The following is a 20,802-nucleotide window of genomic DNA, read 5'->3' as shown; positions in this document are numbered from 1 at the left end:
GCTGATGCTCACCTACCCCGACACCGAACTGCTCGGGGCCGGCGGCGAACTGCGTACGGCCGCCACTCGTGTCGAGCACCCGGCGGCCCGCGGCCGGATCGCCGAGTTCCTCGACTGGCTGCTCGCCACGCCGGCCATCGACGCCCAGCGCGAGTACGTGCAGACCTTCGACCTGCGCCGCCGCAGCGGCCTCTACCTCACCTACTACCTGCACGGCGACACCCGCAAGCGCGGCATGGCGCTGCTCGTGCTCAAGCAGCGGTACCGCGCCCACGGTCTTCGCCTCGCCGACGGCGAACTGCCCGACCTGCTCCCGGTCGTGCTCGAGTTCGCCGCCGTCGCCGGCCCCGGCGACGGCGAGGCACCCCTGCGCCAGCATCGGCAGGGCCTCGAACTGCTGCGCGCCGCGCTCACCGAGACCGGCACGCCGTACCGCCTGCTGCTCGACGCGGTCTGCGCCGTGCTGCCCGGCCTCACCGACGACGACCGCGCCGCCATCGCGGCACTGGCCGGCGACAGGCCGCCGGTGGAGGCCGTCGGCCTCGACAGCATCGGCGCCGGACCCGACCTGCGCCTCGCCCCGTACCCCGCCTGCTCCGTGGAGTCCTCACGATGAACGTCCTGCTCTGGATCGTGCTGCCCTACACCTGCCTGGCCGTCTTCGTCGCCGGGCACATCTGGCGCTGGCGGCGCGACCAGTTCGGCTGGACCACCCACACCAGCCAGCTGCTGGAGAACCGGCTGCTGCGGCTCGCCTCCCCGCTGTTCCACCTGGGCGCGTTCGGCGTCATCGGCGGGCACGCCGTCGGCCTGCTGGTACCCGAGCCGCTCACCACCGCCATCGGCATCTCCGAGCACACCTACCACGTGGTGTCGATCGCGGCCGGGACGGTCGCCGGCGTCATGCTGTCCGCCGGGCTCGCCCTGCTCATCGCGCGGCGCTTCGTCAACGGCCGCGTCCGGCGCAAGACCACCACCATGGACAAGGTCCTGTACGGGTTCCTCGCGGCCATGGTCGTGCTCGGCATGGTCGCGACGATCGGGCGCAACCTGCTCGGCGGCGGCTACGACTACCGCGAGACGATCGCCGTGTGGTTCCGGGGCATCTTCTGGTTCCGGCCGCACACCGAGCTGATGGCGGGCGCGCCGCTGGTCTACCAGCTGCACGCCGTCGGCGGGTTCCTGTTGCTGGCGCTGTGGCCGTTCACCCGGCTCGTGCACGTCTGGTCCGCCCCGCTGGCGTACCTGTGGCGCCCGTACGTCGTCTACCGCACCCGGCGGGGCCCGGCCCCGACGCCGCCGCCCGCCCCCGACTCGGTTCGCGACACGGCCCGCAGGAGGGTTTCCTCCGGCCGTTAGCGCGGATTCCCGGCGGCCGCACCGGGCGGCCGGAGAGCATGCCTGACCAGGCCGGTGCTCTACCTGGGACTGCTCGGCCACGACTCGCTCCCGGCCATCCTGGTCGGCGGCTTCTTCCTCGGCATCGGCGGCACCGCGTTCGCCGTCGGCGTGCCGTTCGTCAACGCCTGGTTCCCACCCGAGCGGCGCGGCTTCGCCGTCGGCGTCTTCGGCATGGGCATGGGCGGCACCGCGATCAGCGCGCTCACCACGGTCAAGCTGGTCAACGCGCACAGCATGCAGACGCCGTTCGTGATCACCGCCGTGGTGCTGGCCGTCTACGCGGTCGTCGCCTGGCTGGTGCTGCGCGACGCGCCGAACCGCGTCGTGCCGTCCACCCCGCTGGCCGCCCACCTCGGGGCCACCCTGCGGCTGCGCATCACCTGGCAGGCCGCCGCCCTCTACGCGGTCGCGTTCGGCGGCTACGTCGCCTTCTCGGTGTACCTGCCGGCATATCTGAAGAACGCGTACACCCTGACCCAGGCCGACGCCGCGAACCGGATGGCCGGCTTCGTGATCCTGGCCGTGCTCATGCGCCCGATCGGCGGCTGGTTGTCCGACCGGATCGCGGCCGGCCGGGTGCTCGCCGTCAGCCTCGGCGTCGTCATCGCCGGCGCCCTCGTGCAGTCCTTCACCCCCGGCCTGGCCCCGCTCGGCACGATCGCGTTCCTCGGCATGGCGGCCGCCCTCGGCATCGGCAGCGGCGCCACGTTCGCGCTGGTCGCCCGGAAGGCCCCCGCCAACCAGGTCGGCTCCGTCACCGGTGTGGTCGGCGCGGCCGGCGGCCTCGGCGGTTTCGTCCCGCCGCTGCTCATGGGCTCGATCTACGGCAGCTACCACTCGTACGCGCTCGGCCTCGTGCTGCTCGCGGTGGTGGCCCTGGCCGCGCTGCTGCTGACCGTGCTGTCGATCTCCGGCCGCCGGCCCGCCGCCGCCTGAGCCGGCCGTCGCTCCCGGCACGCCGTAGCCTGTCTCGCCGTCCGCGCCCAACACGGACGGCGAGACTGGCGTTGCGACCGGATATCAACGGCCTGGACGTCACGCGCCCAGGGAACCGGGGCCGGTGTGGTGGCGACCGTTGTCGGCCACCACCGCCCGCACGCCGGGGCATCGCCGGCGCAGTTGCAGTTCCAGGCGCTGGTGCAGCGTGCGGCCGGCACCGAGGCAGCCGTGGCAGGCGCCGCCGAGGCGGACGGTCACGACGCCGTCGCGGACGTGGAGCAGTTCGATGGCGCCGCCGTGCGAGCGGGCGAACTGCCCGGCCGCCCCGTCGAGCAGCTGCTGCGCCATGGCGTACAGCAGCGCGTCCGGGCCGGGGCCCTGCCCTTGGGGACCGTGCGCCGCGATCCAGCCGGTCGGTTCGTCGAGGGCGCCGTGCAGCGCGGTGCGGACCCGAGGGCCTTCGGCGGACCAGCTGCGGCCGCGGCCCAGACGGGTCACGACCGCGGCCGGTTCGGCCACGACCTCGGCGAGCGTGCCGTCGGCGAGCAGCACCGCCAGCGGGGCCGGGACGGCGGCGAGGGCGCCGGTGACGCTCAGCGTGCCGGCCGGAATGATCCAGCGCAGCCGATCCGGGTCGCCCGGACAGGCCTGCGGGTGCATGGGAACCATGGTCGTGCTATCCCGTCAGCAGACCGGTGAGTGTCTTGGCGAGGTAGGCCAGCAACCAGGCCGACCCGGTGAGATAGCCGAAGGCGACCAGCGGCCAGGTCCAGGTGCCGGTCTCCCGGCGGATCACGCCGATGGTCGCCATGCACTGCAGGGCGACGGCGAAGTAGACCAGCAGCGCGGCGATCGTGGGCGCGGTGAACACCCGCTGCCCGGCGCGGGCGCCGTCGGCGTAGGTCATCCCGCGCAGCGCCTCGCCCGAGTCCCCCGGGCCATCCGCGGCGGCAACCTGCCCGAGCGTCGCGACGAACGTCTCCCGTGCCGCCTGCGCCGACAGCACCCCGACGTTGATGCGCCAGTCGAAACCCAACGGGTCGAACACCGGGGCCATCAGCCGGCCCAGCCCGGCCGCGTAGCTGTGGTCGATCGTGTACGCCGCCACCGCGGTCCGGTCGCCGGGGTCGACCCCGGCGGCCTGCAACTGGGCGGCCGAGTGCAGCGGCAGGTTCAGCAACAGCCACAACCCGATCGTGGTGGCCACGATGATCGTCGAGCACTTGTACACGAAGGACTTCGCCGAGTCCCACACCGTGATCGCCACCGACCTCGCCGAGGGCAGCCGGTAGGGCGGCATCTCCAGGTAGAACGGCATGAGCCGGCCGCGATGATCGCCGAGCTTCTTGAAGGCCCAGGCGGCCAGCATCGCCGAGACGGCGCCGAACAGGTACATGCCGAACATGACCAGCCCCTGCGCGCCGAATGGCCCGATCCGCCCGGACCGGTCCACCAGCAGGCCGATCAGGACGACGTAGACCGGCAGCCGGGCCGAGCACGTGATCAGCGGGGCGGCCATCATGGTGGCCAGCCGGTCGCGGGCCGAGGGCAGCGTCCGGGTGGCCATGATCCCGGGAATCGCGCAGGCGAAGGACGACAGCAGGGCGACGAAGGCACGGCCTTCCAGGCCGGCGCGGGCCATCACCCGATCCATGAGAAACGCCGCGCGGGACATGTAGCCGACGCCCTCGAGCAGGGCCAGCAACAAAAACAGGAGCATGATCTGCGGTACGAAGGCCAGCACGGAACCGACCCCGCCGATCAACGCGTCGCCCAGCAGGGAGGCCAGCCAGCGGTTGCCGACGTGCCCGGCCACCACCGCCGCCAACCGGTCGAAGCCCGCCGCCACCACGTCCTGCAACGGCGCCGCCAGGGTGAACAGCGTCTGGAAGAACAGCACCATCACCGCGAAGAACACCAGTGTGCCCCACAGCGGGTGCAGCAGGACCGCGTCGATGCGCTGGGTCGCCCGGTGGCGCTCGGCGGCACGGTAGCCGGCGAAGCCGAGCACGGAGTCCACCCACGCGTCCCGCTCCGGCCCGTCCACCGGCGGCGGCAGCACGGGCACCGGCCATGACCGCCAGCCGGCGAGCAGCTCACGCAGCGGCGCGATCCCGTGCCGCCGATGGCCGACCACCGCCAGCACCGGCACCCCCAGCGCCTCGGCGAGGGCGTCAACGTCGAGGGCGCCCTGGCGGCGGACCAGTTCGTCGGTGAAGGTCACGACCAGACCGGCCGGCAGGCCACGCGCCAGGACCTGCGCCACGAAGCCCAGGGACCGGCGCAAGGTGGTGGCGTCGACCACCACCAGCAGCGCATCGGGCCGCTGCACCCCGTCGAGGTGGCCGTCGAGCGCGTCCGCCACGATCTGCTCGTCCGGACTGACCGGCCGCAGCCCGTAGGTGCCCGGCAGGTCCTCGATGACGTACCGGTCGGGACCCACCCGGCACGTGCCCACGAACCGGGACACCGTCACGCCGGGATAGTTGCCCGTCCTGCCCCGCAGCCCCGTCAGCGCGTTGAAGATGCTGGTCTTGCCCGCGTTCGGGGCGCCTACCAGCGCGATGTGCGGCGCGGCGAGGGCGAGCGTGCCCCCGCCACCGTCGTGGCACCCGGGGCTCACCCCTCCACCTCTTCGACCACGCGCACCCAGGCCGCCTGCTCCCGGCGCAGGCATATGTCGTAGTCCTGCACCCGGTAGAGCACCGGATCCCGCAGCGGCGCGCGACGCAACACCTGCACCACCGCGCCCGCGGTGAACCCGAGATCGGCCAGCCGCCCGGCGGTGGCCGGCTCCGGCGCGACGACACGGACGACCCTTGCCCGGGCGCCGGGTGCGAGTTCGGCAAGCGTACGGTCGTTCGCGCGCTCCGGGCGGTCCTGGCGCCCGGTGAACCTCGTCCCGACCATCCGCAACCTCCGGCCAATCCGTGCCTGCGTTTGGTGAGGCTAACCTCCCAATTCGGGCCGGACACGGGCCTTTGGACCTGACTTGCCGGGCCTGTGCTCGGTGACGGCGCGACCGTCGCCACCATTGTCCGAAGTGGACGGTGGCCGGGGCTGCGCTCAGCCGCCCGGGGGCATGTCACGGACCGCGGCGACCGCCTCGACCGCCAACGGCAGCAGCCGGTCGACGTCGGCGGGGTCGTAGTCGGCGTGCCGGCGTTTGCGGATGCCGTGGTCGCTGAGGACGAGATGCCGGCCCGGGGCCTGGCGTCGTAAAAAACGCTAACCGCTCCCACCCGGGACTGCGCCCCGCAGCGTTGTGTGGTTACGGCGTGTCCGATGCCACCGCCGTACGTCACATGGGTATATGCCGATCTTCGCCCTCCCGAGACTCGCGGCGCGTCCCATCGACCGGCCCCGCCGTGCAGACCGATCCGCAGGTCGGAGGCGTCGTGACGACGATGGATGCGCTCAGGCCGGAACGCGGCCGCGCAATCGCGGGCGCAGCGGCCGGAGCGGCCGGGGAGGGCTCGGCGGCCGGTGCCCACGAGCCGCGTCACTAAGCTCCGCCCTCGGACCGGGTACGACGCCAGCCGCGGTACGAATCACCCTCGGGAGACTTTCATGACCATCACCACGACCGGACCCTCGCGGTACTCGTTCAGCAACGCGGCCCCGGAGGGCGACGAGCAACTGCGGCTGCTGGCCGGCATCCTGGACGAACACTCGACGGCGGTGCTCGGCCGCATCGGCGTCACCGCCGGCTGGCACTGCCTGGACATCGGCCCGGGCGCCGGGACGATCACGCATTGGATCGCGGAGCGGGTCGGACCCGACGGCCACGTCACCAGCCTCGACCTGGACCCCCGGCACATCCCCACCGCCGGGAACATCACCGTCCGGCAGGGTGACGTCCGCACCGCCCAGCTCCCCGCCGACCACTACGACCTCATCCACGCCCGCCTGCTCCTGCTGCACCTGACCGACCGCGACGCCGTCATCCGGCGATTGGTCGCCGCACTCAAGCCGGGCGGCCTGCTGGTGACGTCGGACTGGGACACCACCCGGCGCGACGTGCTGCTGCACGCCCCCAACGAGGCGTGCGCCGCCGCGTTCGACGCCTTCCAGGACGCCCTGCTGGGCATCCTGGAACACAACGGCGCGGACCTCGGCTGGGCCCGCCGCGCCCCGCTCTCCCTGCGCGCCGCCGGGCTGGTCGACCTGCAGACCGAGGTGAACAACCGGCTGTGGCCCGGCGGCACTGCTGCCAACCTGCTGCACGTCAGCAACTCCTACCAGCTACGCGACCCGCTGCTCGCCCGCGGTGTCACCAACGAGCAGCTCGAGCTGGTCCGCACCGCGATGCTCGACCCGCAGGCATTGGCCTACTGCTACCCGACGTACACCAGCATCGGCCGCCGGCCCCTGCCCGACGCCCCAGACCCGGCCTTCGAGGATGCCGGCGGCGGTCCCGCTCGCGGCCGGCGCGCCGAGTAGCAGTGTCGTTTCGTACGCCGCCGCGCCCCCGCCAGCGACGCTGGCCTCATGACCACCTTCGACGCCACGGAAGCCGCCCTCGTTCGCCAACCGCGTGCCTGCTCCGCCGGAGCGCTACCTAGACGAGCACCTTTTCGAGCCCGGCCGCCGCGAACGCCGCCTCGACGGCGGCCCGGTCCTCGGTGAAGTGGCCCCAGGAGTCGACGTGGGCCACCGTCACCTCGCGGGCGCCGAGGATCCGGACCGCCTCGACAAGCCCGGCCGCGTCCAGGGTGAGGTTCGCCTCGCCGAGCAGCGCGGTGCGGGCCCGGCCGCCGTGCAGCACCGCCGCCTCGATGTCGGGGAAGCGGGCGGCGACGGCCCGCACGACGTCCAGCGAGGCGTTGTCGCCGCTGACGTACAGCGTCGGCTCCCCCGGTGCACGCAGCACGAACCCGGTGACGGGCCCGGTGAGGTGCTCGGTGCCGTCGGGCCCATGCTGGGCGGGCACCCCCGTGATCGTGACCCCGCCCACCGACGCCTGCACCCACGGCTCCAGCCCGCGCGCGGCGCCCCCGAGCCGTCCGGCGCCGAGCGGGGTGGTGAGCACCAGGGGTACCGACGCCAGATAGTCGCGACCCGAGCGGTCCAGGTTGTCCGGGTGCTGGTCGTGGGAGAGCAGCACGACGTCGACCCGCTCCGGCGCGGGTGCGAGCGGCGGGGCGGTCTTGACCAGGACGCGCTGGCCGAGCGGGTACTCCCCCGGGCCGTCGAACGTCGGGTCGGTGAGCAGCGTCAGGCCGCCGTAGGTGAACAGGACGGTCGGCCCGCCGAAGTGCGTGAATTCCATGCCCCACAGCCTCGCCGCCGGGCCTGGCGCCCGTAAGTGGCTTGAAGGACGTCGTACGATAGGTTCAAGCCATGATTGGCGTGATCATCGGCGACGGCGCTCCGATGCTGGAGGTCGCGGTCGCCCCCCGGGTGTTCGGCGCGGCCGGCTTCGAGGTCCGCACCGCCGGCGAGCGCCCGGGCCCCCTCGCCACGACGGCCGGCATCGCGCTGACCCCGCCGTCCACCTTGGACGCCCTCGACGGCGCCGGCACGGTGATCGTCCCCGGCTGGCGCCCGCCCGGCGGCCCGCCGCCCGACCCTGCCGTGCTGGACACCCTCCGCCACGCCCACGCCGGCGGCGCCACCGTGGTCGGCCTGTGCATGGGCGCCTTCGTCCTGGCCGAGGCGGGCCTGCTCGACGGGCGCCGGGCCACCACCCACTGGCGTCACCTGGACGACTTCGCGCAGACCTATCCGGAGGTGTCCGTGGTCGGCGACGTCCTGTACGTCGACGAGGGAACCATCGTCACCAGTGCGGGCAGCGCCGCCGGCCTGGACGCCTGCCTGCATCTCCTGCGCCGCGACCACGGCCCGGCCGTGGCCAACGCCGTCGCCCGCGCCCTGGTCGTCGCGCCGCAGCGGGCCGGCGGCCAGGCCCAGTTCGTCGAGCACCCGGTCCCCCGCCTGCCGGCCGGCGACGCCATCGCCGACGCGATGCGGTTCGCGCTGCAACGCCTGCCCGACCCGGCCCTGGACGTGGCCGCCCTGGCCGCCGAGGTCCACCTGAGCCGGCGCACCTTCGACCGCCGCTTCCGGGAGGCGACCGGCTGCTCCCCGCTGCAGTGGCTCCTCACCCAGCGGGTCCTGCGCGCCCAGCACCTGCTGTCCACGACCGGCAGCCCGATCGACACCGTGGCCCGGGCGAGCGGCTTCTCCGACGGGGTGGCCCTGCGGCCGCACTTCCGGCGGGTGGTCGGCGTGCCCCCGCAGTCGTACCGCGCCAGCTTCCGCGTCTCGTAGCCCTCCCCGCCGGCGCCCGCTCCACCTCGGTCGCGTGCCCCGGCCGTACAGTGGTTGGCGTGAGTGCCGAGGCCGTGGAGTCCGTCGGGGCCGGCATCCGCCGGCTGCGGACGGCCCGCGGGCTCACGCAGCGGGACCTCGCGCAGCCCGAGTACAGCCGGGCGCTGCTCGCCGCCGCAGATGCGTAGCGAGCGAGAACACCTACCGCGACCGGCCGGCCAGCTCGTCGCCGATCACGCTCAGGAGCTGCAGTTTCTCGTGGCTCTCGCTGCCGGGCTGTGCGGTGTGGACGACCAGCTGCTGCGACTGGTCCGGGTCGATCAGCCGCTGGCAGTGCAGGTCGATCGACCCGACCTTCGGGTGCATGAGCTGGACCGGGCCGCAGTAGCGGCTCGCCACCGGATGCTCGCGCCAGAGCGCGGCGAACTCGGGACTCTCCTCGAGCAGTGCGCCGACCAGCACGCCCGCCCGGGAATCCTTGCCGTCGCGGATGTACGACTCGTGCAGGTCCGCGACGATGAGTGGCCCTTCGGCTGGCCGGAGCAGCCGCGTCGCCGGGTCGGTGAACCAGCGGTAGTGCAGGCTGCGCGCGAGACCATTGTGGACGCGCTCGTCTCCGATCAGGGCGACGGACAACGGGGTCTGCAGCAATGTCTCGCCGAGCGGGCTCACCACCTGCGCCGCGGCATCGTGCAGACCGTCGAAGATGCGCATCATGCCGGGGTTGACGTGGTTGTCGGTGGAGCGGCGCGGGGTGGCGTACCCGGCGAGCCGGAAGAGATGGTCGCGCTCCTCCAGGGACAGGCGCAGCCCGCGGGCGAGCGCGCCGAGGATCTGCTCGGAGGGATGGGGACCGCGCGGCTGTTCGAGGCGGCTGTAGTAGTCAATCGACATGTCGGAGAGCACCGCGACCTCCTCGCGGCGAAGGCCGTGCGTGCGCCTGCGCCGCCCGCGCGGCAGGCCGACGTCCTCCGGTTGCAGGGCTTCACGGCGGGTGCGCAGGTACTCGGCCAGCCGGGCGCGGTCCATGCTCACACCGCCGCGAACTCGACGCCGGCAAGGCGCTGCGAGACGTCCCACAGTCTGGCGGCCGCGGCTTCGTCGCGTGCCGGGCGGTAGAGGTCCAGTTCGGCCGGGCCGCCGGTGAACTGGCCGAACCCGTCCGGTCCGTAGAAGTGACCGCCCTCCGCCTGGTGGCTGGTGGCCGCGTACAGGGCCGGGAGCAGGCCCCGTTCGACGCCGTGGACCAGCACGCCCCAGCTTGCCAGCCGCTTCATGACGGCCTCGATCGGCGAGGGCTTATCCCGGCCCATGTTCGGGCCGGCGGCGTACAGGCCGGTCAGGGTCGTGCCCGGATGAGCGGCGTTGCTGACGATCCCCAACCCGGCCGCCCGTGAACGCCGGTCGAGCTCGAGCGCGAACATCAGGTTCGCGAGCTTCGACTGGTTGTACGCGCGGACCGGCGCGTACGCCCGCTCGCTCTGCAGGTCCGCCCAGTTCAGCTTGGCGTGCCGCGCCGCGCTGCTGGTCATGGTCGTCACCCGGGCCTCGCCGGCGCTCAGCAGCGCCAGCAGCCGGCCGGTGAGCGCGAAGTGCCCGATGTGGTTGGTCCCGAACTGGAGCTCGAGGCCGTCGACGGTGGTGTGCCGCGTCGCCGGCGTCATCAGCCCGGCATTGTTGATCAGGATGTGGATGGGCCGCCCCTCGGCGTTCAGGGTGTCCCCCAACGCCTCCACCGACTTCAGCGAGGCCAGGTCGAGCCCGCGGAGCGATGCGGCGGCACCGGGCACCTCGTCGCGGATGCGACGCAGCGCGGCGGCGCCCTTGACCTCGTCGCGGACCGGCAGGAGAACCTCGGCACCGGCCGCGGCCAGGCGGATCGCCAGGCCGAGTCCGATGCCGCTGCTCGCCCCGGTCACGACGGCGAGCCGCCCGCTCAGGTCGGTGGTGTGCTGCATGGTTACCTTCTTCATGCCTCAAACTCTGATGCCACTGCCCGTTCGCAGCCATGTACTGGCAGTACATGCTCAGCGGCCGGGCCAGCCCCGCAGCTTTGCGGGATTCAGGACGACCCACAGGGTCGTGGCCCGGTCTTCGTGGCAGCTGACGGCGATCACGGCCACGGCGGTGCCGGCCCGGCGGATCGCCAGGCCGGTGCTGCCGTTGACGCTCTCGATCGTCAGGTCGGTTCCGGCCAGCAGGGTACGGAGCAGCCAGGCGACCCCGGCCGCCCCGTGCACGGGACGGATCGCAGCGGGTGCGCGGCCGCCGCTGTCGCACACGGCGACGGCGTCCGGGTCGAGGGCGGCCTCGATCGCGATGACGTCGCCCGTGTGGCAGGCGGCGGCGAGCCGGCGTACGACGTCGTCATGAACCCGAGGCACTACCGGCCGATACCCTCGCCTCCGCGGCACCCGCGGCCCCCTGTCCTTCATCCGTCTGCGGCTAGGACAGGGCAGGCCCCTCCGTTGTGACAGCGGAAAATGCTGCGAGCTTCTCCGGATTCATCATCCACAGCACCTGGTCGATTCCGGACGCGGAGGCGTTGATCGTGACCATGCCGAGCAGCTCGTCGCCGCGGCGCAGCACCGCGCTGGTCTGCCCGTTCGTCGTGACCCACCGCAGGTCCACACCCTCCCAGTACCAGGTGGAGAAGGCCGCGATGTACTTCGCCACACGGGCCGCGCCCACGACCGGCTTGCGGGACACCTGCCGGGCTCCGTTGCCGTCGGAGACGCTCGCGACATCGGCTGCGAACAGCTTCTCCAGCGCCTCGAGATCGCCGCCGCGGGCGGCATCGAGGAAGGCGGCCAGCAGCTGCCGCTGGGCGGTCTGCGGTACCGGGAGCCTCCGCTCACCGGCGACGTGTTTGCGCGCCCGGCTGACCAACTGGCGCACGGCCGGATCGGTGGACTGCAGGATCGCGGCGATCTGCGGATACGGGTAGTCGAATGCCTCCCGCAGCACGTACGCTGCCCGCTCGTGCGGGGTGAGCTTCTCCAGCAGCATCAGGACCGCGAGCTCCAGCGCCTCCCCGCGCTCGGCGCCCAGGAACGGGTCCGCCCTGGTGTCGACCGGCTCGGGCAACCAGGGTCCGATGTACGTCTCGCGGCGCGCCCGGGCCGACTGCAGCTCGTTGATGGCGAGTCGCGTCGTGGTCGTCGCCAGGAACGCGCCCGGATTGTTGACCACGCTGCGGTCGGTCGTCTGCCAGCGCAGCCAGACTTCCTGCACCAGGTCCTCGGCCTCGCTAACGCTGCCGAGCATGCGGTACGCGATACCGAACAACCGTGGGCGCACGCCGGCGAAGACCGATGCCGCCTCGTCGAGATCCCCCACCACTGTTCCCCCAAGGTGATTCGCGCGCGCTTCCCCAGGCTAGCGAACACGTGGTTGGCTCCATCACCGCGACGTCCTCGAGCGGCGGTGAGTTCGACACGTCGATCACCACGCAGCGGCTGATCGGCGGTTCACCCGGCCGGGTCAGCCTCGCTCGCCCCACCACCGACCGCCAGCGCGGCAGCCAGCTGATCACGGCCGGTCACCCCCAACCGCGGATAGAGGTGGTCCAGATGGGAGCCGACGGTGCGGTGAGAGATGAACAGGCGCTGGGCGATCTCTCGATTGCTCAGGCCCTGCGAAGCCAGCATCGCGATCTGCAGATCCTGCGCGGACAGCCGCTGGCCGACGGTCGGGTGCCGCCGGGCGCTGGATTCGCCGGACGCCCGCAGTTGGATACGGGCCGCGTCGGCCCATGGCAGGGCGCCGAGCCGGTCGAACTCGTCTCGGGCGGTGCGTAGCAGGTCGCGGGCGTCGAGGTCGCGCAGCTGTGCACGTAGCCAGCGGCCGTGATGCAGGTGCAGGCGGGCGCGGACCAGCCGGCAGCCGGCCGGAAGCGCGGCCAACGCGGCGTTGTAGCGTTGCTCCGCTTCGTCATCCGGGGCGAGCACGGCGCTGGTGTAGGCGTCCGCCATCGTCATCATTTCCGAGGGCAGCCGCCGGGCCAGCTCGGGCAGGTCGGCCAGCAGTTTCCGCCCCTGCTCGACGGTGCCCGCGGCAACAGCGGCGTCGGCCAGGTCCGGCGCCACCAGCCATCGGCTCACCGAGTGGTGATGCGGGTCGGCCGGGTCGAAGACGGCCGCAAGCATGTCGTACGCCTCGGTGGCGCGACCGGCGAACAAGGCGAGCAGGCCGTCGATCTGTTGCGCCATCACGGTGGCGAACGGCATGTAGGGGAACAGGCTGCCGGTGCGGAGTTCGGTGCCGAGTCGCGCCGCCGCTGCCGTCTCGCCCCGCAGCGTGGACACCAGTCCGGCCGTGGCCGTCAACCCCAGCAGGGCGATCGTCTCCCCGGTCTCCTTCGCCAGCAGATACCCCTCCTCGGACTCGGCGCGAGCCTGGTCGAGCTGACCCAGGTAGACGCGTGGCCACGAGCCAGCCAGTGCGCGGGCGAGCAGCCCGAGCCGCCCCTGCGATCGCCAGCTCGCGGCCGCTCGGGCCAGGTACCGGGTGCTGCGGGTGAAGTCGCCGAGAACCATCGCGCCGGAGCCGAGGAAGTGCATGATCCTGCCATCCTGCTGGTCCGGGGCGATGTCGCCGATGCGCGCCAGCACGTCAGCGCCATGCCGGTACGGTTCGGTGTACGCCCGCACCGCCAGCACGTGAGCGGTGTCCGGGTCGGCGTCCCACCGGTTCATCTCGGCGGCCGTCTCGGCCCGTGTTCGCGCGTCGCCGTCCTGGAAGAAGCACCGTGCCGCGGCCCGCCACAGCAGGTTCTCGGCGACGTCCCGGGCCCCGTCGTCAAACGCCCCGGCCGCCGCGCGCACCATGTCCAGAATCCGTTGGCGGGGCTCGTCCGGCTCGAACGCGGCGTTGTCGGACACGAGCAGGAGACGGGCCCGTTCGACCGGGCCCAGCGCGCTGAGGTCCGCGCGAGCCAGCAACATCCGAGTGTGGTGGCGGTCGTTGAGATCGCTGGACAGCTCTGCCGCCCGGACCAGGATGCGGGTCCGGCGGCGGGTGTCGGTGACCAGGCCCGCCGCCCGGCTCAGGGCCGCAACGGCCGCGGCGACCTTGCCTCGGGCCTGCGACGCGTCGGCGAAGCGTTCGAGCCGGCCGGCCAGCTTCTCGTCCGGGCCGAGGGTCGCCGCCACGAGATGGGCGAGCTGGCGCTCAGGAACGTCGTCCAGCACCGAGGCCAGGGCGCGGTGGACGGCCAGCCGATCGGCGAGCGTGGCGCGCTCGTAGATGGCGGAGCGCATCAGCGGATGACGAAACTCGGGCTTGTCCTCGATGAACGTGACCAGTCCCGCGCCGACCGCCTCATGAAGCACGTCCACGGTCACCGCCGAGTCGACGAGCCGGCTCGACACCTCCAGCAGCCGGCTCAGCGGCGCCGTCGGCTCCGCGGCCATGACGAGGAGAAAGGCGCGGCAGGCGGGGCTCACCTCATCGGTACGGGCGGCGAAAGCTTCCTCCAGCCGCTGGGTCAGTGGCAGGTCGTGCATCCTCCCTTGCGTCCCCTGCACGGCCTTGGGCAGTTCGACGAGGGCGAGCGGATTGCCTGCGGAGCGTTCCAGGATGAGCGCCCGCACCGACTGCGGCAGGCCCGGCGCGCCTGCATCGAGCAGTTCGGCGGCGGCCGCTCGGCCGAGCGGTTCGAGGTGCAGTTCGGGTTGGGCCATCGCCGCGCGCCAGTCGGCGCCGTCGCTGCGTGCGGCGCCGACTGCCAGAATGGCGTGATCGCGGGCGCGCCTGGCGACGAAGCTCAGCACCTCCCGGCTTGGCGAGTCGAACCACTGCAGGTCGTCGCAGAGCAGCAGGACCGGTTGCCGGTCGGCGGCGTCGGCGAGCAGTTCCAGCACGGCGAAGGCGACCCGGTACGCGTCGGGTTGACTCCCCACGCCACCGAACGCACCCCGCAGGGCCAGCCGATGCGTCTCCGGCAGGTCGGCCACCTGGCGGGAGATCCGCTGCAGCAGCAGGTGCAGCGCGGCGAACGGAAACCATCGCTCGGTTTCCACTCCAGCTGTCGACAAGATGATGAAGCCGCGCTCCGCGGCGTCGGCGCCGACAGCACGCAGCAGCGCGGACTTGCCGACGCCGGGGGTGCCGTGGACCAGCAACGTGGACCCACGCCCGACCGCCGCGTCGGTGAGCAGCCGGCGCATGGCACCCAGTTCGGCGTCCCTGCCGACCATCACCGGCGCGGGTGCCGCCGGACTGAGTCCGCGGTGGGAATCGACGGCCAGGACCGCGGTGGCCCGGGCCTGTCGCCGGTCATCGTCCAGGAGCGGCATGGCCCGAGCGACGATGTCCGCCCGGCCGTTGACGGGGGCGGTGCCGGCCGATAGCTGGGCCGGTGCGGACGGCGGGGAAGCGGTGGTGGTTGTCTTTCCGGTGCGCTGGTGCAGGAGACGGTCGTACGCGTCGAGCAGTTCCTGACCGGGACTGATGCCGAGTTCGTCGCGGAGCCGCCGGCGAAGGTCCCCGAACAGATCGAAAGCCTCTGCCTGCCGTCCGTCGGCCGCAAGCGCCAGCACGAGTCGGGCCTGCAGGGCCTCGTCCAGCGGATCTTGACCGGTCGCCTGGCGCAGCGCCGGGATGACCATCCGCACCTGTCCGGCCCGCAAGGCGATGTCGGCGGCGTCCCGCACCGTATGGGATCGCTCAGCCTCCATCGCGACGAATGTGGGATGGGTGCGTGAGGTGGGCTCCAGCCCGGCGGCACACGGGCCCTGCCACAGCGACAAGGCGTCGAGGTAGAGGCGTACCGCTCGGCTTGGGTCCGTCGCCTCCCTGGCCTGTGCCACCAGTTTGCGGAAGCGCAGAAGGTCGAGTGAGTCCTCGGTGACCCGAAGCTGATACCCGGCCGCCTCCCGGGTAAGGAAGCGGCCGGTAGCTCGCACCGGCAGGCCGGGTTCGATCAGGCGGCGGAGCACGCCGATGTAGCGGTGTACGACGTTGACCGCGCTCGTCGGCGGATCCTCGTCCCAGATGGCGTCGACCAGTTCGGTCACGCTGACGACCGACCCCGTTCGGGCCAGCAGGAGGGCGAGCACGAGTCGCTGCTGGCGACCGCCGATGTCGACGTCGGTCGTGCCGCGCTGGACTCGTACCGGGCCGAGGATCCTGAACTGTACGGCCGTCATGCGGCGCGAGTGCTTCCGCGAGTCGACAAGCGCCGATCCTCAACAAACGTTCGCACGTTGTCCTCCATTCTCCGCTTTCACAAGCCGAGACATGGTGGTGTGCCTGGTTGTGACAGACTTAGGTGTGACTCCGGTCACATTCGCGGCCTGACACTGAACATCTTCGCCACCCCTGATTCATGGCTGTAGATGTCGCCGTAAGGTCACTCACGGCAGCACTGCTCTGAAACTGCCTCTGACCTACGCACGCCTAGCGTCGGGCACACAGAGAGTCGCCGACCAGGAGGCATCGATGCCTGAAGCCGCTGTCGATCCCGTCGCCCCCGCGTTCGCGGACGTCGCGTCGACCCGGCCGGGCGGAGGTGCCGACAGGTACCGCGCCGCCTTGCGGACAACGGCCCGACCCGATGTCCGCCCCGACCATCTCGCCGAATTCATCGACGTTCGTGACCGGCTGTTGTGCATAGCGCGGCGAATCGTCGGCAACCGATCCGATGCCGAGGACGTCGTGCAGGACGCGTGGCTGCGCTGGGACCACACGGACCGCGGGGCCGTCCACGACGTGCCGGCGTTCCTGTGCCGGACGACCACCCTGTTGTCGATCAATGCGATCCAGACGGCGCACGTCCGACACCAGAGCCCGACGGGAGTGTGGCCGGCGAACTGGCCAGACCGTGGCGACGACCCCGTGGCGGTGGTGGAACGCATGGAAGAACTGCGGGCCGCGATGCTGCTGCTCATCGAACGGCTCACTCCTCGGGAGCGGTCCGCCTTCGTACTCCGGGAGGCGTTCGGCTACCCGCATCGGCAGATCGGCGACGTGCTCAGCCTGACCGAGACCAATGCGCGCCAGCTGATCCGACGTGCCCGGGTCCGGCTGGCCGCCGACCCCGGCAGACCGGCGTCGCCCGCGGAACAGCTCAGGCTGCTGACGGCATTCCGGAAAGTTGCCCGAACCGGGGACCCGAGCGCTCTCGCCGACATTGCGAAGGACCCGGGTACCTCGCGAGCGGCGGGGCCGGCCTCGTAGCTTCGCGGGATTCAGAACGACCCGGAGGTTCTTGGCCCGTCCCTCGGCGCAGCTGACGGCAATCGCGGCCACGGCGGTGCCGGCCCGGCGGATTGCCAGGCCGGCACCTTCGCCCCCTGCCTTCACCTGTCAGCAGCTATGACAGGGCAGGCGCCCACTTTGCGACAGCGATCGACGGAGCCGATGCGGTTCGTCGGTGGGGTGCGCCGGCCGGTTGACGACGGCTGGAGATCCCCGCGACGTCTCGGGACCCTCACCCGGGAACCGGACTACGCCGAGACCGCGTCCACGGCCTCGAGGATCGAGGCCGCCACCGCGCCTGGCTGCGAGACACCGAGCGCGTGGGACGCGCCGGGCACCTCGCGGATCCCCTTGGCGCCGGCCCGCTCCGCCATGAAGCGGTGCAGGGCTACCGGGATATTGAGGTCCCGGTCGCTGAAGACGAACCACGACGGGATCGCCTTCCAGGCCGGTGTGTCCGTCGGCAGGCCGGCCGAGAGGGCGGCCTGCGTGACCGGGCGCTGGGTCGCGCACATCACGGCAGCCTGGGCGGGGGTAATGTCAGCGGCGAACTGGTGGTGGAAGGCGTCCGGCCGGATGGCGAATCGGAATCTGCGCCACGCGGGTTACTCGCCCCGGGCGGCCGGGCCGAGCCCAAGCCCTGGTCGGGTCCGGAGTCGATGTGCATCGCCTTGACCGCGCCGAGAAGGCTGCGGAGGCCGGCCAGCTCGCGCTCGGCGTCCGCGCGACTGAGCAGCCAGTCGGCGGCCGCTACCCCGGTGGCGTCGCCTGGGTGGCTCGACTCGGCCATGAACAGTTCCGCCTTGACTCTGAGCTCGCGCTCATGGAAGGAGTTCTCCTCGGGCAGTCTCATGGGGTGAACGGGCGGCGGAGCCACTCGTCGAAGCGGGTACCGGCAAGGCGGGCACTGCCGTCGTCGGGGACGAGGCTGCGCTCCTCCAGCTCCTGGCCGAAGTAGGGCGCGTGCGGGTCGCTGATCACCGTGCGGGGGTCGTTGCGGGTACGCAGGACGCTGCGGACGAGCTCGTCGAGCGGGAACTGCTCGGGTCCGGCGAACTCGATAGTGCCGTTCACCGGGGCCGTGACGGCGACTTCGCACATGGCGTCGGCGACGTCCTCGGCAGCCATCGGCTGGATGAGCGCGGGCGAAAGGCGGATCTTGTCGTCCTCGGTCGCCTGGGCGGCGATTCGCTCGACGAACTCGAAGAACTGCGTCACCCGGACGATCGAGTACGGGATGGTGGATTCCTTGATGAGGCGCTCCTGCGCGACCTTCGCCCGGAAGTACGCGTTGCCGGGCGGGCGCTCGATGCCCACGATCGACAGCGCGACGTGATGCGTGACGCCCGCGGCCGCCTCCGCGGCGAGCAGGTTGCGGGTCGAGGTGGTGAAGAACTCCATGACCGCCGCCTCCTCGAAGGACGGCGAGTTCGTCACGTCGACGACGACCTGCCTGCCCGCCAGGGCAGCGGCCAGGCCTTCGCCGGTGAGGCTGTTGACGCCCGACGCGGGGGAAGCCGCGACCACGTCGTGCCCGTGCTCGCGCAGCTTGTGCACAACCTTGCTGCCGATGAGCCCGCTGCCACCGATCACCACGATCTTCTTTGCGGTCCGGGTGCGCAGCGCCTGCCGCAGCACCGCGATCGCCTGCGCGGTGGCCGCCTTGGCGGCGTTGGTGTCCCTCAAGGGGTTCAGCATCATGAAGTCGTGGCAGGTACCGTCGTAGCGCACCGTGGTGATCGGCACTCCGGCGGCGCGCAGCTTGGCCGCGTAGGCCTCGCCCTCGTCGCGCAGCACGTCGGCCTCGTCCACGATCAGGAAGGCCGGCGGCAGACCCGCGAGATCCTCGGGCGTCGCCCGCAACGGTGACGCCGTGATCTCCGAGCGCACCGAGTGGTCCGGGGCGTAGCAGTCCCAGAACCACGCCATCGCCTTCGCCGTCAGGTGCGGCCCGTCGGCGAACTCGGCGTAGCTGCCGGTGTCCTGCCCGGCGTCGGTGACCGGGTAGTACATCGACTGGTGCACGAACGTGACGTCGCCGCGCTGCTTGGCCATGAGCGTCACGGCGGCGGTCATGTTGCCGCCCACCGAGTCGCCGGCGATCGCCAGCCGGGAGGCGTCCAGGCCGTACGACGCACCGTCGGCCACGATCCATTGCGCCGCCGCGTAGATCTGCTCGATCGCCACCGGGTAGTGCGCCTCCGGGGATGACGTGTACGCCACGAAGACCACGGCCGCGCCGACCCCAACGGCGATCTCCCGGACCAGCCGGTCGTGCGTGCCGGCGTTGCCCAGCACCCAGCCGCCACCGTGCACGTACAACACCACCGGCAGCGCGCCCGTGACACCCTGCGGCCGGACCACCCGTACGCGCACGTCACCGACGGCGGCTGCGACGGTCACCCACTGCTCGTCGATCGGCGGCGCCGCGACCGGCTCGCCCTGCACGTCATCGAGGACCTTGCGCGCCGCCTCCGGAGCGAGCTGGTACAAGAACGGTGGCTCTGCCGCGGCCTCGGCGAACTCTCGCGCGGCCGGCTCGAGCACAACATCGGACACGATGTGCCTCCTCAGTCGGTGTGTCTCTGTGCTCAGGAACGCTAAGGAGGCCGAGTGCGGAAGCAGTGGCGAACGAGTGAGTGCGCGCGTCACTGGCGTACCTGTGTTGCTACGATCCGCACTCGTGGGCCTCGACGCTGCTGGACGAGGTCACCGGTCTGGGCCACGAGGGCGGGTACGGTTCCGGCCTGATCAGGCGGCGGAGGTGCGGACCAGGGTGCGGATCTGGCGGAGCAGCACCGAGATGGCGGCCAGATCGCCCGGGGAGTCGCCGAACTCGCCGATCGTGTTGCGGGTGCGGGCGATCGACGTGGCGTTGCTCTGCTCCCACTCGTGGACCCGGGCCACGGCGTCGGCGTCCGGCGCCGTGGCGTTGAGGACCTCCCCCGTCAGGGCGGCCAGCGCGGCGTAGAGGTCGTAGCGCAGCGCCATGCGGGCCAGCGTCTGCCAGCGGTCCTCGCGCGGCAGGTTGGAGATCCGCGACAGCAGGTCGCCGATGCGGAAGCGCTCCGACAGCACGTAGTAGACCGTGGCGACCTCACTGACCTCCCGGCCCGTCCGCGACGCGACCTCGACGATGTCGAGGAGGCCGAAGCCGTACATGATCCGGGTTGCCGCGTCCGCGATCTCCGTCGGCAGGCCCAGCCCGCGCAGCGTGGCGGCGTTGGCGTCCAGCTCCTCGCGCTCCTGCCCGCGGAACAGCGTCTCCAGCTGCGGCAGCAGGCGCGAGATGCCGGGGCGCAGCCGGGCGGTCTCACCCGGGACGTCGATCGGCAGCCGCCGGTTGGAGACCATCCAGCGGACCGCCCGGTCGAGCAGGCGCCGGGTCGCCAGATAGGCCGCCGTCTGCGCCTCCGTCGGGACCTGGTTGTCGAGGGACTCGACGGCGCGGCGCAGTTCGCCCAGGCCGTACACCTCCTGGATCACCACGGATGCCCGGAGGATGTCCGCGGCGCCGGTCCCGGTCTCCTCGGCGGCGCGGTGGAAGAACGTCGTGCCGCCGCGGTTGACGGCCTGGTTGACCACCTGCGTGGTGACGATCTCGCGGCGCAGCGGGTGCTCGGCCATCGCCTCCACGAAGCGCTCCCGCAGCGGGGTCGGGAAGTAGTCGAGCAGCACCTCGTTGGTCCAGTCCTCGTCGGGCAGCTTGGAGTCGAGGATCTCGTGCTCGAGGACGATCTTGACGTAGGACAGCAGGACCGCGAGCTCGGGTGAGGTCAGGCCGACCCCCGCCGCGGCGCGCGCGTCGAGCTCCTCGTCGGTGGGCAGGCCCTCCAGCTCGCGGTCGAGCTGGCCGTGGCGCTCCAGGTCGGCGATGAGCCGCTTGTGGACCGGCAGCAGCGAGCGGGACTGCGCGCGGGCGTTGCCCAGGGCGGTGGCCTGGTCGTAGTTGTCGCGCAGGACCAGCTCGCCGACCTCGTCGGTCAT

The 20,802-nt window shown here is 72.1% G+C and carries 19 protein-coding genes and 1 pseudogene; 7 read left to right on the top strand and 13 right to left on the bottom strand.

Going from position 1 to position 20,802, the window contains the following annotated elements; all coding sequences use genetic code 11:
* Nucleotides 1–4: 4 nt before the first annotated feature.
* The 3 genes from narJ to AB0M46_RS03875 are packed head-to-tail and all read left to right on the top strand — an operon-like array spanning nt 5 to nt 2,337.
* On the top strand, nt 5–616 hold the full coding sequence (gene narJ, locus AB0M46_RS03885; protein WP_363332912.1) for a nitrate reductase molybdenum cofactor assembly chaperone: 612 nt from the start codon (nt 5–7) through the stop codon (nt 614–616).
* Nucleotides 613–1,359 (top strand): respiratory nitrate reductase subunit gamma, encoded by a 747-nt coding sequence (gene narI, locus AB0M46_RS03880; RefSeq protein WP_363332743.1) that lies wholly within the window; start codon nt 613–615, stop codon nt 1,357–1,359. Before narJ ends, narI begins: the two co-directional genes overlap by 4 nt.
* A 54-nt stretch (nt 1,360–1,413) precedes the next feature.
* The gene (locus AB0M46_RS03875) at nt 1,414–2,337 is read left to right on the top strand and encodes an MFS transporter (protein WP_363332741.1); all 924 of its coding nucleotides are present in this window, start codon (nt 1,414–1,416) and stop codon (nt 2,335–2,337) included.
* A gap of 99 nt (nt 2,338–2,436) precedes the next feature.
* On the opposite strand, the gene AB0M46_RS03870 is transcribed toward AB0M46_RS03875, so the two are convergent.
* Genes AB0M46_RS03870 through AB0M46_RS03860 form a run of 3 tightly spaced genes read right to left on the bottom strand, consistent with a single transcriptional unit; the run spans nt 2,437 to nt 5,250 of the window.
* Nucleotides 2,437–3,009: a NifU family protein gene (locus AB0M46_RS03870; protein ID WP_363332739.1), complete on the bottom strand. Its 573-nt coding sequence runs from the start codon at nt 3,007–3,009 to the stop codon at nt 2,437–2,439.
* Between the two features lie 7 nt (nt 3,010–3,016).
* Complete coding sequence (locus AB0M46_RS03865) at nt 3,017–4,963, bottom strand: ferrous iron transporter B (RefSeq protein WP_363332737.1); 1,947 nt, start codon at nt 4,961–4,963, stop codon at nt 3,017–3,019.
* On the bottom strand, nt 4,960–5,250 hold the full coding sequence (locus AB0M46_RS03860; protein ID WP_363332735.1) for a FeoA family protein: 291 nt from the start codon (nt 5,248–5,250) through the stop codon (nt 4,960–4,962). The genes AB0M46_RS03865 and AB0M46_RS03860 overlap by 4 nt, the downstream gene beginning before the upstream one ends.
* Before the next feature lie 660 nt (nt 5,251–5,910).
* Between AB0M46_RS03860 and AB0M46_RS03855 the strand changes: the two genes are divergently transcribed.
* Nucleotides 5,911–6,783, top strand: a complete 873-nt coding sequence (locus AB0M46_RS03855; protein WP_363332733.1) for a methyltransferase domain-containing protein — start codon at nt 5,911–5,913, stop codon at nt 6,781–6,783.
* 118 nt (nt 6,784–6,901) lie between these two features.
* Here AB0M46_RS03855 and AB0M46_RS03850 read toward each other — a convergent pair whose 3' ends face one another.
* Nucleotides 6,902–7,612 (bottom strand): MBL fold metallo-hydrolase, encoded by a 711-nt coding sequence (locus AB0M46_RS03850; protein ID WP_363332731.1) that lies wholly within the window; start codon nt 7,610–7,612, stop codon nt 6,902–6,904.
* Between the two features lie 71 nt (nt 7,613–7,683).
* Between AB0M46_RS03850 and AB0M46_RS03845 the strand changes: the two genes are divergently transcribed.
* Together AB0M46_RS03845 and AB0M46_RS03840 are read left to right on the top strand one after the other, a co-directional pair.
* On the top strand, nt 7,684–8,613 hold the full coding sequence (locus tag AB0M46_RS03845) for a helix-turn-helix domain-containing protein (RefSeq protein WP_363332730.1): 930 nt from the start codon (nt 7,684–7,686) through the stop codon (nt 8,611–8,613).
* A 59-nt stretch (nt 8,614–8,672) separates the two neighbouring features.
* The gene (locus AB0M46_RS03840) at nt 8,673–8,801 is read left to right on the top strand and encodes a hypothetical protein (protein ID WP_363332728.1); all 129 of its coding nucleotides are present in this window, start codon (nt 8,673–8,675) and stop codon (nt 8,799–8,801) included.
* A 13-nt stretch (nt 8,802–8,814) separates the two neighbouring features.
* On the opposite strand, the gene AB0M46_RS03835 is transcribed toward AB0M46_RS03840, so the two are convergent.
* The 5 genes from AB0M46_RS03835 to AB0M46_RS03815 all read right to left on the bottom strand — a co-directional run bounded on the left by AB0M46_RS03835 (nt 8,815) and on the right by AB0M46_RS03815 (nt 15,764).
* The gene (locus tag AB0M46_RS03835) at nt 8,815–9,642 is read right to left on the bottom strand and encodes a helix-turn-helix transcriptional regulator (protein ID WP_363332727.1); all 828 of its coding nucleotides are present in this window, start codon (nt 9,640–9,642) and stop codon (nt 8,815–8,817) included.
* Between the two features lie 2 nt (nt 9,643–9,644).
* Entirely contained in the window at nt 9,645–10,586 is a 942-nt protein-coding gene (locus AB0M46_RS03830) for an SDR family oxidoreductase (protein WP_363332726.1), read from the bottom strand.
* A 54-nt stretch (nt 10,587–10,640) separates the two neighbouring features.
* The gene (locus AB0M46_RS03825; protein WP_363332725.1) at nt 10,641–10,997 is read right to left on the bottom strand and encodes a siderophore-interacting protein; all 357 of its coding nucleotides are present in this window, start codon (nt 10,995–10,997) and stop codon (nt 10,641–10,643) included.
* 61 nt (nt 10,998–11,058) lie between these two features.
* Nucleotides 11,059–11,952, bottom strand: a complete 894-nt coding sequence (locus tag AB0M46_RS03820) for an RNA polymerase sigma-70 factor (RefSeq protein WP_363332723.1) — start codon at nt 11,950–11,952, stop codon at nt 11,059–11,061.
* Between the two features lie 131 nt (nt 11,953–12,083).
* The gene (locus tag AB0M46_RS03815) at nt 12,084–15,764 is read right to left on the bottom strand and encodes a BTAD domain-containing putative transcriptional regulator (RefSeq protein ID WP_363332722.1); all 3,681 of its coding nucleotides are present in this window, start codon (nt 15,762–15,764) and stop codon (nt 12,084–12,086) included.
* 292 nt (nt 15,765–16,056) lie between these two features.
* Between AB0M46_RS03815 and AB0M46_RS03810 the strand changes: the two genes are divergently transcribed.
* Nucleotides 16,057–16,794, top strand: a complete 738-nt coding sequence (locus AB0M46_RS03810; RefSeq protein ID WP_363332720.1) for a sigma-70 family RNA polymerase sigma factor — start codon at nt 16,057–16,059, stop codon at nt 16,792–16,794.
* A gap of 269 nt (nt 16,795–17,063) precedes the next feature.
* Here AB0M46_RS03810 and AB0M46_RS03805 read toward each other — a convergent pair whose 3' ends face one another.
* The 4 genes and pseudogenes from AB0M46_RS03805 to AB0M46_RS03790 all read right to left on the bottom strand — a co-directional run.
* The gene (locus tag AB0M46_RS03805; protein WP_363332911.1) at nt 17,064–17,354 is read right to left on the bottom strand and encodes an alpha/beta hydrolase; all 291 of its coding nucleotides are present in this window, start codon (nt 17,352–17,354) and stop codon (nt 17,064–17,066) included.
* Nucleotides 17,330–17,668, bottom strand: a complete 339-nt coding sequence (locus tag AB0M46_RS03800; protein ID WP_363332719.1) for a hypothetical protein — start codon at nt 17,666–17,668, stop codon at nt 17,330–17,332. The genes AB0M46_RS03805 and AB0M46_RS03800 overlap by 25 nt, the downstream gene beginning before the upstream one ends.
* Nucleotides 17,665–19,374, bottom strand: coding sequence for an alpha/beta hydrolase fold domain-containing protein (locus tag AB0M46_RS03795; protein WP_363332718.1), 1,710 nt, complete (start codon nt 19,372–19,374; stop codon nt 17,665–17,667). The genes AB0M46_RS03800 and AB0M46_RS03795 overlap by 4 nt, the downstream gene beginning before the upstream one ends.
* 192 nt (nt 19,375–19,566) lie before the next feature.
* A pseudogene (locus tag AB0M46_RS03790) lies at nt 19,567–20,802 on the bottom strand (NAD-glutamate dehydrogenase); the annotation flags it as partial.

The sequence above is a fragment of the Dactylosporangium sp. NPDC051485 genome, assembly GCF_040682015.1.
Classification (GTDB): Bacteria; Actinomycetota; Actinomycetes; order Mycobacteriales; family Micromonosporaceae; genus Dactylosporangium.
This window is presented reverse-complemented; position numbering and strand designations above follow the sequence as displayed.

Excerpts from the sequence above, each read along its gene's own strand:
- AB0M46_RS03855 (WP_363332733.1), top strand. The coding sequence starts at position 5,911 with ATGACCATCACCACGACCGGACCCTCGCGGTACTCGTTCAGCAACGCG.
- AB0M46_RS03870 (WP_363332739.1), bottom strand. The coding sequence starts at position 3,009 with ATGGTTCCCATGCACCCGCAGGCCTGTCCGGGCGACCCGGATCGGCTG.
- AB0M46_RS03810 (WP_363332720.1), top strand. The coding sequence starts at position 16,057 with ATGCCTGAAGCCGCTGTCGATCCCGTCGCCCCCGCGTTCGCGGACGTC.
- AB0M46_RS03850 (WP_363332731.1), bottom strand. The coding sequence starts at position 7,612 with ATGGAATTCACGCACTTCGGCGGGCCGACCGTCCTGTTCACCTACGGC.
- narI (WP_363332743.1), top strand. The coding sequence starts at position 613 with ATGAACGTCCTGCTCTGGATCGTGCTGCCCTACACCTGCCTGGCCGTC.
- AB0M46_RS03860 (WP_363332735.1), bottom strand. The coding sequence starts at position 5,250 with ATGGTCGGGACGAGGTTCACCGGGCGCCAGGACCGCCCGGAGCGCGCG.
- narJ (WP_363332912.1), top strand. The coding sequence starts at position 5 with ATGCTCACCTACCCCGACACCGAACTGCTCGGGGCCGGCGGCGAACTG.
- AB0M46_RS03800 (WP_363332719.1), bottom strand. The coding sequence starts at position 17,668 with ATGAGACTGCCCGAGGAGAACTCCTTCCATGAGCGCGAGCTCAGAGTC.
- AB0M46_RS03845 (WP_363332730.1), top strand. The coding sequence starts at position 7,684 with ATGATTGGCGTGATCATCGGCGACGGCGCTCCGATGCTGGAGGTCGCG.
- AB0M46_RS03830 (WP_363332726.1), bottom strand. The coding sequence starts at position 10,586 with ATGAAGAAGGTAACCATGCAGCACACCACCGACCTGAGCGGGCGGCTC.
- AB0M46_RS03815 (WP_363332722.1), bottom strand. The coding sequence starts at position 15,764 with ATGACGGCCGTACAGTTCAGGATCCTCGGCCCGGTACGAGTCCAGCGC.
- AB0M46_RS03835 (WP_363332727.1), bottom strand. The coding sequence starts at position 9,642 with ATGGACCGCGCCCGGCTGGCCGAGTACCTGCGCACCCGCCGTGAAGCC.